Annotated in this window: 16 protein-coding genes; 15 read left to right on the forward strand and 1 reads right to left on the reverse strand. The window is 44.3% G+C overall.

All coding sequences use genetic code 11. The features are described from left to right. Positions 1-198: 198 nt before the first annotated feature. The 15 genes from EKQ44_RS17485 (at position 199) to EKQ44_RS17555 (ending at position 13,960) form a co-directional block, all read left to right on the forward strand. Positions 199-465, forward strand: coding sequence for a spore coat protein (locus EKQ44_RS17485; protein ID WP_269151720.1), 267 nt, complete (start codon positions 199-201; stop codon positions 463-465). A 589-nt stretch (positions 466-1,054) separates the two neighbouring features. Beyond that, the gene (locus EKQ44_RS17490; protein ID WP_237664844.1) at positions 1,055-1,408 is read left to right on the forward strand and encodes a YciI family protein; all 354 of its coding nucleotides are present in this window, start codon (positions 1,055-1,057) and stop codon (positions 1,406-1,408) included. A 117-nt stretch (positions 1,409-1,525) separates the two neighbouring features. Then, positions 1,526-1,912 carry a DUF3888 domain-containing protein gene (locus EKQ44_RS17495; protein WP_237664969.1) on the forward strand — a complete coding sequence of 129 codons (387 nt, stop codon included), beginning with the start codon at positions 1,526-1,528 and terminating at the stop codon, positions 1,910-1,912. A gap of 119 nt (positions 1,913-2,031) precedes the next feature. Beyond that, positions 2,032-3,579: an AraC family transcriptional regulator gene (locus EKQ44_RS17500; RefSeq protein ID WP_237664845.1), complete on the forward strand. Its 1,548-nt coding sequence runs from the start codon at positions 2,032-2,034 to the stop codon at positions 3,577-3,579. A gap of 240 nt (positions 3,580-3,819) precedes the next feature. Continuing rightward, positions 3,820-5,646 (forward strand): IucA/IucC family protein, encoded by a 1,827-nt coding sequence (locus tag EKQ44_RS17505; protein ID WP_237664846.1) that lies wholly within the window; start codon positions 3,820-3,822, stop codon positions 5,644-5,646. Continuing rightward, on the forward strand, positions 5,618-7,366 hold the full coding sequence (locus EKQ44_RS17510; protein WP_237664847.1) for an IucA/IucC family protein: 1,749 nt from the start codon (positions 5,618-5,620) through the stop codon (positions 7,364-7,366). Before EKQ44_RS17505 ends, EKQ44_RS17510 begins: the two co-directional genes overlap by 29 nt. Beyond that, positions 7,350-8,585 carry an AMP-binding protein gene (locus EKQ44_RS17515; RefSeq protein WP_237664848.1) on the forward strand — a complete coding sequence of 412 codons (1,236 nt, stop codon included), beginning with the start codon at positions 7,350-7,352 and terminating at the stop codon, positions 8,583-8,585. Before EKQ44_RS17510 ends, EKQ44_RS17515 begins: the two co-directional genes overlap by 17 nt. After that, the gene (asbD, locus tag EKQ44_RS17520; protein WP_237664849.1) at positions 8,582-8,863 is read left to right on the forward strand and encodes a petrobactin biosynthesis protein AsbD; all 282 of its coding nucleotides are present in this window, start codon (positions 8,582-8,584) and stop codon (positions 8,861-8,863) included. Before EKQ44_RS17515 ends, asbD begins: the two co-directional genes overlap by 4 nt. Further along, positions 8,860-9,843, forward strand: a complete 984-nt coding sequence (locus EKQ44_RS17525) for a DUF6005 family protein (RefSeq protein ID WP_237664850.1) — start codon at positions 8,860-8,862, stop codon at positions 9,841-9,843. Before asbD ends, EKQ44_RS17525 begins: the two co-directional genes overlap by 4 nt. Then, the gene (locus EKQ44_RS17530; RefSeq protein ID WP_237664851.1) at positions 9,840-10,685 is read left to right on the forward strand and encodes a sugar phosphate isomerase/epimerase family protein; all 846 of its coding nucleotides are present in this window, start codon (positions 9,840-9,842) and stop codon (positions 10,683-10,685) included. Before EKQ44_RS17525 ends, EKQ44_RS17530 begins: the two co-directional genes overlap by 4 nt. 159 nt (positions 10,686-10,844) lie before the next feature. After that, complete coding sequence (locus EKQ44_RS17535) at positions 10,845-11,567, forward strand: cytochrome c biogenesis CcdA family protein (protein WP_331254668.1); 723 nt, start codon at positions 10,845-10,847, stop codon at positions 11,565-11,567. Between the two features lie 23 nt (positions 11,568-11,590). Further along, positions 11,591-12,289 (forward strand): response regulator transcription factor, encoded by a 699-nt coding sequence (locus tag EKQ44_RS17540; RefSeq protein ID WP_237664853.1) that lies wholly within the window; start codon positions 11,591-11,593, stop codon positions 12,287-12,289. Between the two features lie 72 nt (positions 12,290-12,361). After that, entirely contained in the window at positions 12,362-12,766 is a 405-nt protein-coding gene (locus EKQ44_RS17545; RefSeq protein ID WP_237664854.1) for an OsmC family protein, read from the forward strand. After that, positions 12,763-13,389 carry a hypothetical protein gene (locus tag EKQ44_RS17550; RefSeq protein WP_237664855.1) on the forward strand — a complete coding sequence of 209 codons (627 nt, stop codon included), beginning with the start codon at positions 12,763-12,765 and terminating at the stop codon, positions 13,387-13,389. Before EKQ44_RS17545 ends, EKQ44_RS17550 begins: the two co-directional genes overlap by 4 nt. Continuing rightward, positions 13,382-13,960, forward strand: coding sequence for a redoxin domain-containing protein (locus tag EKQ44_RS17555; protein ID WP_237664856.1), 579 nt, complete (start codon positions 13,382-13,384; stop codon positions 13,958-13,960). The genes EKQ44_RS17550 and EKQ44_RS17555 overlap by 8 nt, the downstream gene beginning before the upstream one ends. Before the next feature lie 216 nt (positions 13,961-14,176). Here EKQ44_RS17555 and EKQ44_RS17560 read toward each other — a convergent pair whose 3' ends face one another. Then, positions 14,177-15,514, reverse strand: coding sequence for a mechanosensitive ion channel (locus EKQ44_RS17560; protein WP_237664970.1), 1,338 nt, complete (start codon positions 15,512-15,514; stop codon positions 14,177-14,179). Positions 15,515-15,557: the final 43 nt, after the last annotated feature.

The following is a 15,557-nucleotide window of genomic DNA, read 5'->3' on the forward strand; positions in this document are numbered from 1 at the left end:
TATTACAGTTTTTGGAGAGTGGAAGGAGGCATCGGGAACTAATGTGAGTTCGCACAAGTGAGCGCATTTTTAGGGGGCGAAAGGTTGTTGGAAAAATGAATCGGAGCCTGTCCGATTGAACTGTACCTAACCCGTTCCTACTAGGCAAAAGCACATCTTGCTGGGTACAAGTTTATAGACTCCTGTCCCGTGAATACCATGTATGGAATAACTTTAGGGGAGTGTAGTCTAGTGAATATTGATTATAATGATCAAAGAAGAATTATTGGCCCAGGCTTTGGATTTGGTCGCCCAGGTTTTGGTTTCGGTCGTCCAGGTTTCGGTTTTGGCCGTCCAGGCTTTGGATTTGGTTTCGGTCTTCCGTTTGTAACAGGTTTGGCAGCTGGTGCATTATTAACACCAAGACCATATCCGTACTATCCGTATCCACCTTACCCATATCCGCCGTATCCATATTATTATTAATGTACGAACATGAAACAATCCACTCCCTAGATACGCACTACGGGGAGTGGTTTTTCTGTGTTACATAATTTTGGGGCGGTTTAACTAAAGAATGGGGTGATGGTAATCGAAAAATTTGAGGACGATTCAGACTCTCTGCTTCTTTGGTAATGAAAGAAGAGGATAGATGTCTTGTTTTTAATCAAAACTTGTCTATTTCGTTGGTAATATTTAGGTTCGGACATTTATCTCCTTTCTTCGGACAAAAAAAGATGGTAATTACGAGAGGTTCGGACAAAGTACACAGGACTTTGGACATTTTTATCCAGGGCTTCGGACATTTGAATTTTTGGTTCGGACACTTATTGAAAATCTTTGGACACATTTTCAAAAAATTCGGACAACTTCGCCGGAACTTCGGACAAAAACGCGAAAACTTCGGACATTTGCATAACTGACAAGTATCAATGTGCCTCAACCAGCATGCTGACCGGTCCCCTGCCAGCTATGTAACTGGACGGGTTTCTTTGTTTAGAAAAAGATTGAATAGTACAACTTTTTTTGGAATGATTGATGGTAAGGATGATGTGAATAAGAAGGAGGAATTAATATGTTATTTATGTTGATTGTCAAAGCCTCAAAAAATTCGGAAACCGGAAACCGTCCGAATCCTGAGTTGAATGCAGCCATGACGAGATATAATGAGGAATTAGTGAAAGCAGGCGTCCGGGTGATGGCAAAAGGGCTTCATCCAAGTTCAAACGGAATGCGCATTTCGTTTCCGAATCCAGGTGGCGAGCCGGTGGTGACGGAGGGTCCATTTATGGAAACGAACGATTTGGTTGCCGGTTTCATTTTGATTGACGTGGAGTCAAAGAAAGAAGCCGTCAAGTGGGCAATGCGGATGCCGGACCCGCAAGGATTTGGGGAAGGGCAGATTGAATTGCGTCAGGTGTTTGAGTGAGGAGACACCAATGAAAGGCACTGTGGCCTATGTAGTCACAGTGCCTTTCTCCATGAATCATAGAATAACTCATCATAATTGTTAACAACCTATAATGAGGTGAGGATTTTGAAAAGAATGATCGTTATGCTTATTTTAGTATTCGCCATGATTCCTAATACATCAGGAAACGCCAAAACAATCAATGAAGCAGATACAGAGTTATGTGACACGTTTAAATACGCACTAATAAATAGTGTAAGAGAACCGGTGGATAAAGCTATCTTTGAAATTTATAAGGAAGATAAAAATGCACCAAAAGGCCTTACATGGGCTTCCTATGATAAAGAAATACTTAAGATCAAGCAGGTTTATGGAATGGGTGAATTGTATGAAATTACTCTAAAAGTTTATCCTTACTACCTTGCTCATATTAGTTATGGTGTGGTTGAGGTGGTTATCCATACACTAGGGGAATTATTGGGGTATAAGCATCTGAAAACCTTTCCTGAGGGGGAAGGCTAGTGAATCGTGGATCAGCTTATCCTACCCATCACCCTTCCCTTCCTATCCAACCCACTCTTGAAAATGATAATCGTTTTCAATTATAATGTTGGTAGGAAAGAAGGGAGCAACATTCTGTTATGCTGAACGAACAACGTATTGATTTTTATAAGGCGGTTAGATTTAATTTGCGTGAGGGCCAATCGGAAGCCTTCAACGAAGATTGCGACTATTATTATATTCTATATGTTTCATCTGGTAGTGGCACGTTAGATAGTAGCGGGCAAGTGAGAAGGGTAGAGGAGGGCAAAAGCTACTTTCTCACGGATGCTTGTGAGCTGACATCAGCTGCTTCAGACCTTTTGACGGTGTATTACCTTTCATGGCCAAAAGAAGGGGACATGATCTCAGGATTCCTATCAGGCCGGCTTGCGGAACAGGCACCAGTAAAAATGATGGCTTTGTGGGAAGAATTACGGAAGTGGAACAAAGGAAAAACGATTTCTGCAAGGTGCCGGTTTCAGTCCCTGCTATGGGAAATGCTGTCCGTTCTGACAGACGATGCAGAAGTGGACAGAATGGAAGAAGCGGCAGACCTGCTCCGTAACAACTTGTCCAAGCCACTTACGGTGGCTGAGCTTGCATCGAAAATGAATATGAGCCCAGTTTCCTTTTCGAGGGCTTTTCGTAAAAGAACCGGAATGACGCCGAAGGAATTTTTAAATGTGGAAAGGATGAAGGCTGCAAAAACACTGATGCTCCAAAAGAAAGGAATTACCGCCAAGGAAGTGGCGCTCCAAATTGGACTGCAGGATGAGTTTTATTTCAGCCGTCTTTTTAAAAACAAAGAAGGCTTGCCACCGTCGCTTTTCATGAAAAGGGCGAAGGAACGGATCGCGGTTGTCAGCCAGCTGTTTTTACAGGATCACCTGCTCGCACTCGGTGTACAGCCCGTGGCAGCTCCATCCTATCCAACCATGTATCCCGCAAGCAGTGGGGTGCCAAGCTATCTTCAACAAGGATTGGAAGGAACCAAGCTACTGAATGCGGAAAGACCGTTTCAGCCGGAAGATATTCTTTTGGCTCAGCCAGATCGCATCATCAAAACACCACTACATAATCACCAGCTCCAAAATGTACTGCTTTCCCACCAGGAGCGTGTCCATCATATGCCATTCAAGCAAGACTGGCGAGAGTATCTGTTTGAGATTGCGTCGATGGTAGGGTGTGAAAGCCGTGCCGAATCGATAGATAAAGAGATTCACTGTCTGGAGTGTAACGTGCGGGATGAAATGTGCCCGCTTACGCAAAAGGGGAATTGGGCAGTCATATGGATTCGCCCGGAAGAAATTCGCCTTTACGGGCAGGAGAATCATGCCTTGCTTGATCTCCTTTTTCAAAGCCTTGGATTCCAGCCGCACCCTGACCTTCATGGGGAAGGCTACCGGATTGTCAGTCTAAAGGATATAGCGGCATTAAACCCCGACAAGCTTCTTATTTTATGGAGCCATGAACGGGATGTATGGAGAATGGCTCATACTCCGGATTGGAATAAGATCCGTGCTGTCCAATCAGGAGAGGTTTATTATCCTGAAAGTCATGAGTGGGATCCATGGGGGCCGTTGGGAAGGAAGAAGATGCTCGAGGAGTTCTCCTCCAGTATGTTCAAAGCCAAACTAAAAGCTTAATAGTGTTGGAGATTGGCAGCTGTAGACTTACAGCTGTTTTTTTGTTGGAATGTCATTTTGTCCATGCAACAAGTTACAATTGTCCATGTTCAGTTAAGTTGATAATGATTATCATTGAGAATGAATTTCATTACTCGATCAAACATCAATAAGCATAAATAATCAAATCAAATTTTTTTAACCAGTAGTGAGAATGGTTATCAATTACTAGGTCTAAAGACTCGGTGAAAGGATGGAATTATGCATCAATCAGCCAAACAAATTGCAGAGAATGCAACGTTTCAAGCTTTTATAAATAGTTATTTAAAGGAAGTAGACTGCGGAAACTGGATGGACATGAAGGAATGGTTGCAGGAGCAGAGACCATCCATGACGCTTTCAGGGGAGTCGGTGGTGGAGATGGAGCTACCAGGGCAGTCTGCAACCTTTGCAGTCGAAGTGATGTATCGATCGCTAACAGGAAGGCATCGAGTTGGATGTGTTCTTAAATATTGTGACCAACGTCGGGAATGGGTTCCCCAAGACAGACTACCGATGATGATCGCCCTTATCCATGAGCTGCACCTGATGGCCAAATCAAATGGCTGCCACGAACTTGCATCCCATTATGATGAACTGGTCCTCAGGTTGATTGAGAGCTATCAGACGATGGCATCGTACATAGAAACTAGAAGGGAAGATGGAATGAGCCTTTATTCTGAAGACAGCTCTTTCCTGGAAGCCGAGCAATCGCTGTTGTTTGGTCACTGGCTCCACCCCACACCAAAGAGCAGGCAGGGAATGGCTGGCTGGCAGCATCCAAGCTATGCCCCGGAAATGAAAGGGCGTTTTCAGTTACACTATTTTCAAATCGACCGGGAGATGGTCCTAGAAGCATCCAATGATTTAAAAAGTGCGAGTGACATGATTCTTCATTCCTTAACAAAAGGGCTACCGGAGCTTACGGTTCCACAACATGCTTGCCTCATTCCGATCCACCCTCTTCAGGCACAATGGCTGCTTCAGCAGGACCATGTCAAAGAGGCGATGGAAAAGAATCTCATCAAGGACCTTGGGCCAATGGGTGCTTATTATGCAGCCACCTCTTCCATCAGAACCGTTTACCTTCCTGAAGATGAATGGATGTACAAATTTTCCGTTCCGGTAAAAATTACGAACTCGTTACGAACGAATCGACTCCATGAGCTGAGGGCAGGCACAGAAATAGCGAAGCTTATGGCTAAGCTGCGCTTTACGGTAAAATACCCAAGGTTCCGGATGGTGGAGGATCCTGGCTTTATCACTGCCAGGTTTCCGGGAAAAAAAGAATCAGGATTCGAGGTCATCATTCGATCCAATCCATTCCTGGATGGAAAAGACAAAGGAATCTGCAATGTCGCGGCATTGGTGCAGGATTCTCTGCCAGGAGAGCACCAAAGGCTGGTGCGAACGATTGAAAGGCTTGCGAAAGCAGAAAGGCGGAACCTTGAGGATGTAAGCATGGATTGGTTCGAGAAGTATTGGAAATGTTCGATTGAGCCACTCATCCGTTTGTATGATGAACACGGAATTGCGCTCGAGGCCCATCAGCAGAATAGTGTCCTCGATCTAACATCTGGCTATCCGGCATCGTATTACTACAGAGATAATCAGGGCTATTATCTATCAAACTCTTATAGAGAAATTCTACGAGGGCAGCTTCCGTCCCTGGAAGAATGTCCGGAGCTTTTTTATGAGGATGCGCTCATTCAGGAAAGGTTTACCTACTACCTTTTCATGAATCAGCTATTTTCCGTCATCTGCCGGTTTGGACAGGAAGGCCTCCTGAGTGAAGATAGGTTACTTGCGTGGTGCCGCCAACAGCTTACTGTACTTGAAATGGAGCTTACAGGACAGGGGAAAGCATTCATCCACCATATACTCTATTCAGAGAAACTGTCCTATAAAGCCAATCTGTTGACCCGTTTTCATGATGTGGATGAGCTGATGGCAAAGAATGAACAAGCGGTTTACACCTATATCCCAAATCCCTTTACCCTTGTGAAGGAGGAAGAGATTTATGCAAAAGCTGCAACCGCTGCCGTCTAATAGGGTTGAAAAACGGATAGTCCGACAGCTGATCGAGGCAATTCTTTTCGAAGGGTTGATGGATATGGAAAAAACAGTTCCCAAGCTGGACGACACTGTCGTAACCTTCACCATTTTCGGAAAAGAACGGACCTACAGCTGCGAAGGGAAAATCACTGCGTTTGACCGAGTGCGATTAAAAGAGGAAAGCATCCGCTCCTTACAACCCGATGGTTCTAACACGGCAACCAGGGTGGAGGATTTGGTAGAAGACCTTGTATCAGATCCTGAAAAAAGTAACTTGATTATTCGTGAGCTTGCCCAAACAGCCTTATTGGTGGAGTGGAATGAAGCGAATCTCTCAGCGCACCTTTCCAGAAGAGCATTTCCATACGAAGAGCTGGAATCGGAGATATGGGAAGGGCATCCATATCATCCTTGTTTCAAGGCAAGAACTGGTTTTACGCTAGAGGACCATGCTGCATTTGGACCCGAAGCAAGGCAGTCATTTACCCTGCAATGGGCGGCTGTCAGACGGGAGCACAGCCAGATTGCACTGCTAGAGGATGAGAAGAAATTCTGGGAAAGGGAGCTGGGAACTTCCGTGTTCCAACAGATGCTTGCTGAGCTGCAAGCGCATGGGAAAGATTTTCAAGAATACACGTTTCTGCCGATCCACCCGTGGCAGGTGCAAATTGCACAGGATGAGCTAAAAAAAGAGGATATCGTTCTTTTAAAAACGACAGGGGATTCTTACCGGGCAACACAGTCCGTCCGAACGCTGTGGAATGTGTCCGATCCAGAGAAAGCGCATGTCAAACTTTCCATGAACATGGTAAATACCTCATCGCTTAGAACCTTAGACACGCACGCCATATGTGCGGCGCCTCCCATTTCCAAATGGATTGCGAATACGGTGGAAAGTGACCGTTACTTAAAAGAAGAGGTGTCCTTCATCATACTCAAGGAATATGCAGGGGTGGCCTATCAACCTACTAAACAAACAGAAATCAAGTTTGGAGCCATTTGGCGAGAAAGCATCCGGCTTTATATGGAAGAGGAAGAGGAGGCTGTGCCTTTTACGGCCTTGCCATTGATGGAGCGGGATGGCTTACCGTTTTTAGATGACTGGTTGAAGCGCTATGGAACTGAAAACTGGATGAAGAGATTGATCGAAGTAAGTGTGGTGCCGGTCTGGCATTTGCTTGTCACCCATGGGATTGCCGTGGAGGCCCACGCACAAAATATGATTCTTTTACATAAGAACGGCTGGCCGACCCGTGTGGCCCTGAGGGATTTCCACGACAGCACAGAGTATCATCATGCATTTTTGAAAGAACCGAACAGCGTCCCGGATTTTTCAAGGATACATGAGCAGTTTAAAAAGGGAGAACCTGATGAGTATTATTGGATGTCTTCTGTAGAAGCGTTGAGAGAGCTTGTGATGGATACGTTGTTCGTTTTTCATTTGAGTGAATTGTCCTATTCGCTTCAGGAGCAGTATGGGTATAGCGAGGAAAGGTTCTGGGAAATGGTTCAGGAAGCAATAAGAGGACACTTGAACCGTTATCCGGAATTGCTATCCCGAAATAGCGAACTTGGGCATACGGCACCTACCATCTATGCCGAGTCGCTTCTGAAAAGGAAGACACGAAGTGAAGAGACTGGTGGGTTACGCCATCTTGTCACAAATTCTTTAGCAGATAGCAAAAAGGAGAATGGAGATGTTTTTTGTAAATGATCAGTATTACACACTGGATGATCTGGAAAGACAATATATAGAGTTTGAAAAAATCCCATATTTAAGAGATTGCCGGAATAGAAGAATGGCAGTATGCATTCCAGATGTTTTCCAATGGCTGGCACTATGTTTATTTGTGCGCAAAAAAGGGGGATCCATCGTGCCGATCCATCCTTCCGTACCAAAGGCAGGAGCGATCCGGATGGCGAATTCGGCAGGGAGCCATTTCTTGCTTTTTGAAACGATCGACTCCCCCCTCCACCTGACAGATCAACCAAACGAAAGGGAAGGCGTACTGGTGCAAATGAGCTCCGGTACGACTGGCGCTCCTAAATGCATCGAACGTACATGGGATTCAATCGAGACCGAGCTTGAAAGCTATGTTTCTGTCTTGTCGCTTGATCAGGATACCACGTCGGTCGTTGCCTGCCCGGTCACCCATTCTTATGGCTTGATCTGCGGAGTGTTTGCCTGCATGAGGCGAGGTGCGGAACCGGTCATTCTGACAAATATGAATCCAAAATATGTACTCAAAAAGCTCAAGGAGCATCCTAAGCATATTCTTTACGGGGCACCTGCACTCTTGTATACCTTAACGAGCTTGGTCCGTGATGATCAACGGTTTGATGCGGTAATGACATCAGGCACCCTCATGCCTTCTGCTTGGCTTACTATATTAAAAAACGTTTCTAACCGTGTGCTCCAACAATACGGCTGCTCGGAAGCAGGGTGTGTGGCGATACAACCAGATGTGAGTGACTCAAGTGAAATGGGCTATCCCCTCCCACATCTCAAGGTGGAGACCGGAACCTTGGATGCGCCTGGTGAAATCATCATACATGACAAGGAGAAAACCATCCATACAAAGGATCTTGGTTACATGGAAAACGGAATCATATCCTTTCTGGCAAGGATGGATGACACCATCAATGTGGCTGGCTTGAACGTTTATCCGCAAGAAGTGGAGGACGTGTTGATGGCAGAACCAAGGATCCAGGAGGCGGTTGTGTTTAAAAAGATCCATCCGCTTTCAGGGGAAAGAGTATGTGCACAGTATGTCTGTTCCGCTCCGATGGAGGAGCAGGAGTTACGGCAATGGTGCAGGGATTACCTTGCTCCCTACCAAGTACCGATGGAATTCATCCAGGTGGAAGCAATCGAGAAGCTGCCAAACGGCAAGATCAGCCGAAAAAGGCTTGGCGAAGGGGTGTTGGCATGACAAGGAAAGAAATAGTGCAGGTCTTACATGATATTATGCAACACCATTTAAAGCTGCCTTCCATGGAGGCTTTTTGTGAGGATGCCCGTTTAAATGAAGATTTGTATATGGATTCCATCATGATCCTGCAAATGATCCTTCATTTGGAAGTGGATCTCGGTTTTGAGATCCCGGATGAAATGCTTGTGTCAAAAGACTTCCAGACAGTGGGAAGCTTGGCCGATTTTCTGGAACAACAACAGCAAGAGCCTTCGGTCGTAAAGGGGGGAGTCCAATGATCAAAGTCCATTGTTTTGTAAGCTGCGTGTGTGAGGCTGTAAAAAAGAAGGAAGGTGCCGATCACAGGCCCTATTACTTTGGGGTATGGGATGCAGATTTTGATGTGCTGGAAAATGGCGTCTTGACCTATCATTCAAAGCGGATCGACCATGATTTTTTCCACCAATGGTATGAAATGCTTTATGGCATCAAGCTACATAAATGGTATGACGAACGTAAAAGCAAACAGGAAAACATAGGGGAAATGCTGAGATTACTCGAGACGAAGCAACCCGATCAATATGTAATGGTCATGCTGGACTTGTCCAAGCTACCGGAACGGGAAAATAAGTTCCATCAAAGCCCATTCCCGCATTACGTGATGCTCGAAAAGACAGAGAACGAAGAAGAGTGGATGATGTATGATCCGGACTTTCGCTGGGAAGGGGTGCTTCCAAAAGAGCGTATCCTTTCTGCCATTGAAGACCCTTCTGCAAAAGGCGGCTATTTCTTTGATGCATCGACCATCATCGTGCCATCCTCAGAAACGGTGGAGGCGTACTTCCACACATGCATCAAGCATGGCAATAACCCGATGACGGAGGCGGTACGTAAGATCATCGACCTGCACACAACCGGAGATGAGAGGTTTCCGCATGCAGGATTGACACTTGCTTTAAGGGAGTTGCCCGTTCTCGCGATCCGGAAATACGCATATGAACATGCCTTTGCGTTTTTCTGGAAAGCACTTCAGTATGACGAGGATAGCTTCGAAGCCTGGTGCGATGAAATTGAAAGGCTTGTAAAAGGTTATACCGCCATCCAATATCGGGCCATGAAGCTTGCCATGACCGGCAACATGCTTTTAAAAGAAGAAATCTCTGCAAAGCTTGAAGAACAAGATCTTCTGGAATATAAGATCAAGAGAGGGTTACAGGGAAGTTTTGAGGCCTGGGTAAAACAGGAACAATCCCAACACATGAAGGAGGCAATTCTATGAAGCTATCACTCTGCACCATTTCATTCCGGCACCACCTACAGTCGATTGACCAGATTGCCCATTGGGCCCAATCAAATGGGTTCCAAGGCATAGAACTCTGGGGTGTTCATGCCAAGAACTTGGCGGAGGATATCCATTATGGAAGCGAGTGGCTGAGCTCCTATGGCCTGGAAACGAGCATGCTGAGTGACTACTTGCCACTGGATGCGCCTCTTCCTGTTCTAATAGAGGAGATGAATCTGTTATGCTCGCTAGCACACCGCTGGGGAACAGATAAAATACGAACGTTTGCCGGAAACAAGGGGAGTGCGGATATCAGCCGATTAGAGCGAATCGAGCTGGTTTCCCGCATGAAGATGCTTTGCAAAATGGCGGAAGCAGAAGGGATGCAGCTTCTGGTAGAGACACACCCAAATACCCTGACAGACAACCCATCCTCCACGCTTCAGCTGATCGAGGAAACAGACCATCCGGCACTACGGGTCAACTTCGATGTCCTCCACATATGGGAGTCAGGGGTCGATCCACTCTATGCGCTCAAGCAACTGCGGCCATATGTTTCCCATTTTCATTTTAAAAATATTGAATCACGATCCCAGCTTGGGGTCTTTGCCCCGAACAATGTATACGCAGCAGCGGGGAGCAGGGAAGGAATGGTCTCTCTGTTTGAAGGTGCAGTGGACTACCGCCTATTCCTAAAAGATGCTGCCGCCATGATGGAGATCGAAGCATCACTCGAGTGGTTTGGGGGAAATGTGAAAGAGGTCCTTGCTAAGGATAGTAGGGAAGTGAGAAGAGTTGTGGGGTCAGGTGCCTTGACCCGTTTTACAGCGAGCACTTAATTAAAGGTTAACTTTGGAACAGCAACTTAAAAAGAATAAGTGAAATGCAGGTGATTGGTTTGATCACCTGCATTTTTATGTTGTGCAGCCAAAAACGAAGCCTTTTCTACATTTCTTAACCGAACATTAATATTCGCACTTCATAATGGACAAAAAGGAGTGAGTGAATTGAGTGATGTTGGAATTTTGTTTTCGTTGTTTGCAGGAACTTTGTCTTTTTTTTCACCGTGCGTTTTTCCTCTGTTGCCTGCATACATAACGCATTTGACAGGTGGTAAAATAGAAGATAACAAAATCATGGTTAATCGGAATAAGGTATTTATGCGCTCGATTGGATTTATAGTCGGCTTTAGTATTATTTTTATTTCCTTAGGTGCTTCTGCGAGCTTCGTAGGGAAACTGTTAATGGAATATAGGATTGCATTGATGCAAATCGCGGGATTATTGATTATCATCTTTGGATTACAGATGGCGGGATTTTTAAAATTCAAGTTCCTTATGAAAGAAAAGAAGTTTGAATACAGCAATAAGTCGAAGAGTATGTTTGGCTCGGTTCTTTTGGGAATGGCGTTTGCCAGTGGCTGGTCCCCGTGTGTGAGTCTAGCGCTTTCCTCCATTTTACTGCTGGCAAGCTCAACTGAGACCTTGAACCAAGGTATTATACTATTAGGGTTCTACTCGCTTGGAATGGCCATCCCTTTTCTGGTGATTACGTTTGTTCTGGCCTATTCCTTAAAGGTAATCAGGAAGATCAACAAATATTTGGGCAAGCTTTCGTTCATCAATGGAGTAATAATGATAGCCCTTGGCTTTCTAGTTTTATCAGGACAAATGCAGAAAATAAGCGCATGGCTTTCTATCTATAATTTATTTCCGCAATGACCATAATGAAATGAGTGAGTGCGTTGATGCAAGAGAGATTGATTGGTAAGACAGTGTTGATTGTTGAAAGTGATCCAGAGATACGCAGCCTCCTTCGAACCAATCTGGAGAAGGAGGGGTATGAGGTGCTGGAGGCTCCTGATGGGAAAAGAGCCAAGAAAATGATTCCGCAACTGGACCCGTGTATCCTCTTATTAGACCTGTGCCTTCCCAAAATTAGCGGAGAAGAGATTTGCAGGTGGGTGCGACATGATTTGAAGAGCTTAATGCCAATCATCATCATTTCGGCAAAAAGGGATGAGAGTGACATCATCAAAGGCTTTAAGCTTGGTGCGGATGATTATGTGCTTAAGCCGTTGCGACCTGCAGAATTGATGGTACGAATTGAGGCGGTGCTTAGAAGGACGGCAGCCCGCTGTGGGAAGCTTAGCTTTACCGGTTTTACTTTGAAGCCTGCTAAAGGAGAGGCCTTAATCAACGGCAATCCGTTGAATCTCACCAAGTTTGAATTTAAGCTGTTGCATTTCTTCATGCAGCATTCAGACCAGGTGCTGACCAGGGAGCAAATCTTGAACTCGATCTATGAGTATCATGAGAAAACGGTGTCTGATCGAACCATTGATGTCCATATCAAGCATTTGCGCGAAAAAATCAAGATGTATACGCCAAAGGATTATATCCAAACGGTGAGGGGGATGGGCTACAAATTTGTCGGCCAATAAAACATGCCGCAATTTCTTAATCAAACCTTAACAAACTGATTCCATACTAGATGAAAAAGGGGGAATCAGCAGATGAAGTTTTTAATAGAATCAGACCGGGTAATTGCAGAGCTATCTTCAAACCAGTTGGTCATATCAACCACTCCAGGTATAGGGGTCAGACCCTATGAGCTATTTCTATCATCCCTTATAGGCTGCGGTGGGACCTTGCTTAGAACGATCCTGGAAAAGAAAAGAGTTCCTTACGAAAAACTCGAAATGCAAGCAGACTCTATCCGAAATCCGAGTCACGCTAATCGAATCGAAAGAATATCTATTAACGCAACTATCTTTTCTAAGGAAGAGATGCCCCTTGCCCAACGTGAAAAAATCTCCTCATTGATTATAAAAAATTGTGGAATGATACAATCCGTTTTGCCTGCAATCAAGGTAGATGTTTCGATAAATATAATTCATGAAGATGAAGAGTCAGAGTGAGTTACATTACTTTCGGAAGCATGTCCATCCCTTCTAGTTGGATAGCCACGGCCATAGCTGCTATGCTGCTGCCGATTGTGTACAGACTTGTAACCCGCAGGACGATTCCCTCCTTTTTTTGGGACAATGTCTTTCTCTATTTTCTGGTATGGAAGCTTAGCTACATAGTCATCCACCCTAAGTTATTCATGGATATGCCCATGTCCATCCTTTATTTTAACGGGGGAGATACAGGGCATATACTGGGATTGATTTTTGTTTCTTTTTACATCTTCCTGAATAGTAAGGGGAAAATTAGTAGAGTGGACATGGAATTGATCATCCCTTTTTTCCTTTTATTTATGGTGTATCAAACTACTATTAACTTTCTGGAAAAGACTTTTATAGAGGCGGTTTTGTATTTAGCTTTTTTCGGTTTGTTTATGTTTCTGGTTTACTTTTTATATGGAAGAGAGAAATCGAGGGCGTATAACCAACTGCTTGTACTGTCGTTTTTAACGGGTTTGCTGTTGTTAAGCGTATTTCAGCCAATAACGAGTATGGATAAGATTATTTTTATTTGGTTGGGATTACTATCAGCCGTTCTCTCATTTAAACAAAGGAGGAGTATAGAACTTGAATAAAAACCTTTTATCGATTGCCATCATCATGCTAGCTGTAGCGATTATTTTCGTCAACGTGAAGAAGGATTCACCCTCTGATGGAAATATTGAAGCAGATAGTGTAGATATCACAAAAGACGAAAGCATCCCAGGGGTAGATCTAGGGGAAGTTCAAGAAGGGAACACGGCCCCTGATTTTACATTGACCAAACTGGATGGATCGGAATTCAAGCTCTCTGATTACAGAGGCAAGAAGGTCATTCTTAATTTCTGGGCTACCTGGTGTCCGCCATGTAAAGCGGAAATGCCGCATATGCAATATTTCTATGAAGAAAACCACGAAGAAGTGGAAGTCATCGCTGTTAATCTGACTAATATGGATAAAGGAAAAGATGCGATTAGTAAATTTGTAAACGACTACGAGCTCACTTTCGCCATCCCACTTGATGAAGATGGAGACATCGGCATGCAATACCAAGCCTTCACCATCCCCACGAGCTATGCCATCGACAAAGATGGAGTCATCCAAAAGAAAATCGTCGGCCCTATGGATGAAGCGATGATGAAGAGTATTGTGGACGGAATAGATTGAACAAAGGGTAGAGGGGACAGGTGCCTTGACCTGTTCTCGGCGAGTGCTTAGCAACTTACAAAGAATAAGTAAAATGCAGGTGATTACATTGATCACCTGCATTTTTATGTTGTTTCAGAAGTAAGTCCTATCTGAATCCTCGGGCATAGCCGCTGGAAGCAGTATCAGGGAAAAGGAAAGACGCCAGGTCCATCACCTGGCGTCCATTCGTTGTTATTAGATTTTAGGTCCGTTAAAGTCATTGTTATCAAACTTTTTCGGTGTGTTCGGAGTGTAAGGTGTATTTGGTGTATTTGGCGTGTTTTGGTCTTTCTCAATTTTCTTCTCAAAACGCTCCAGGTTTCGCTTGGCGAAATCTCTGCCGCCGATCCCAAATGAGATGGCAAACGCTATGGATAACGCACCAAGAATCAGCAAGAAGCCGATGTTTACGATGGTTTTAGCAAATCCTAGTTGGTCTAAAGCCATGAATACCGCGAACACAATGATGATATACTTCACAAGAGCTGCTGTGAAGGAGCTGTTAGTGTACTTTTTCAACACTTTCTGAAGCAGGTTGCCTCCAAATAAAGCAAGTCCTAGAATGATTAGGGCACTGATCACCATTGGTAAGTAAAGAATGATCGCATTCCCGATATTATTCAATACATCAAGATTCAACACATTCAGTGCTTCCACTGTGAAGAATAGAATGATGAGTACCTTCACCGTTTGTCCAATGATGTTGACAAGGTCAAATCTTGGAGCTTGGGATTGGTCCAGCCCCATGGATTGATAGATGTTGTTAATGCCTGTACGACGCAATAGCCCTGTAAGGAGTTGTGCTGCAAATTTCGCTAAGTAATAACCAGCCAGTAATAAAATAATGGCTACGAAAATATTAGGAATCATATTTAAAATGGTAGTTAACACTGACACGATTGGTTCAGAGATCGTACTAATATTCAGTGTTTCCAAGGCAACTGTCACAATCGGAATAAGGATGACAGCAAAAAGGATATTGGAGATGATTTTTGCCAATGTACCTTTGTTGATTTGAGATTCGTTTGCATTTGGTGAAGTGGCAGTTCCACTGGCAGTATGAGATGTTGTTCCTCCCAATCGATCAAACCAATGATCAACATTGAGGCTTAATAGAAGATTATAGATAAGGTCTCGGACCAGTTTAGCGATAAAGTATCCGATAATCAGGAGAATAGCTGCTGCAAATAAATTTGGCAGGAAAGCTAGGAACTTCTGTACCATATCGGTGATCGGTTGAGATACACTTCTCATGTTCAGTGCATCCAGAATACTTGGCAGGAACAGAATGAACACTAGGAAGTAAATGACTTTCCCAATGGAATGGAGGACGCTTTTGCCTTGTTTCTCATTCTTGACCATTCTGGATTTAGCCATTGCTTTGGTCAATCCGACCTTCACAAACAGCTTTACGACAATGGCCTTAACGACCGTTGCAACAATCCATGCCAATAAGAGCAATAGAAGTGCCACGATAACATTAGGTATAGCCTCAATTAAAGAATTTAGTGCATTTTGGAAACTATAGTTCACATCATTCAATAAACTCACTCCTTTTTTGTTGTATGTAAAAGTA

Source organism: Sutcliffiella horikoshii (assembly GCF_021991925.1).
Classification (GTDB): Bacteria; Bacillota; Bacilli; order Bacillales; family Bacillaceae_I; genus Sutcliffiella_A; species Sutcliffiella_A horikoshii_F.

What these genes read in the sequence shown, in the direction of transcription:
- EKQ44_RS17485 (WP_269151720.1), top strand. Translation starts at nt 199, where the DNA reads ATGTATGGAATAACTTTAGGGGAGTGTAGTCTAGTGAATATTGATTAT.
- EKQ44_RS17490 (WP_237664844.1), top strand. Translation starts at nt 1,055, where the DNA reads ATGTTATTTATGTTGATTGTCAAAGCCTCAAAAAATTCGGAAACCGGA.
- EKQ44_RS17495 (WP_237664969.1), top strand. Translation starts at nt 1,526, where the DNA reads ATGATCGTTATGCTTATTTTAGTATTCGCCATGATTCCTAATACATCA.
- EKQ44_RS17500 (WP_237664845.1), top strand. Translation starts at nt 2,032, where the DNA reads ATGCTGAACGAACAACGTATTGATTTTTATAAGGCGGTTAGATTTAAT.
- EKQ44_RS17505 (WP_237664846.1), top strand. Translation starts at nt 3,820, where the DNA reads ATGCATCAATCAGCCAAACAAATTGCAGAGAATGCAACGTTTCAAGCT.
- EKQ44_RS17510 (WP_237664847.1), top strand. Translation starts at nt 5,618, where the DNA reads ATGCAAAAGCTGCAACCGCTGCCGTCTAATAGGGTTGAAAAACGGATA.
- EKQ44_RS17515 (WP_237664848.1), top strand. Translation starts at nt 7,350, where the DNA reads ATGTTTTTTGTAAATGATCAGTATTACACACTGGATGATCTGGAAAGA.
- asbD (WP_237664849.1), top strand. Translation starts at nt 8,582, where the DNA reads ATGACAAGGAAAGAAATAGTGCAGGTCTTACATGATATTATGCAACAC.
- EKQ44_RS17525 (WP_237664850.1), top strand. Translation starts at nt 8,860, where the DNA reads ATGATCAAAGTCCATTGTTTTGTAAGCTGCGTGTGTGAGGCTGTAAAA.
- EKQ44_RS17530 (WP_237664851.1), top strand. Translation starts at nt 9,840, where the DNA reads ATGAAGCTATCACTCTGCACCATTTCATTCCGGCACCACCTACAGTCG.
- EKQ44_RS17545 (WP_237664854.1), top strand. Translation starts at nt 12,362, where the DNA reads ATGAAGTTTTTAATAGAATCAGACCGGGTAATTGCAGAGCTATCTTCA.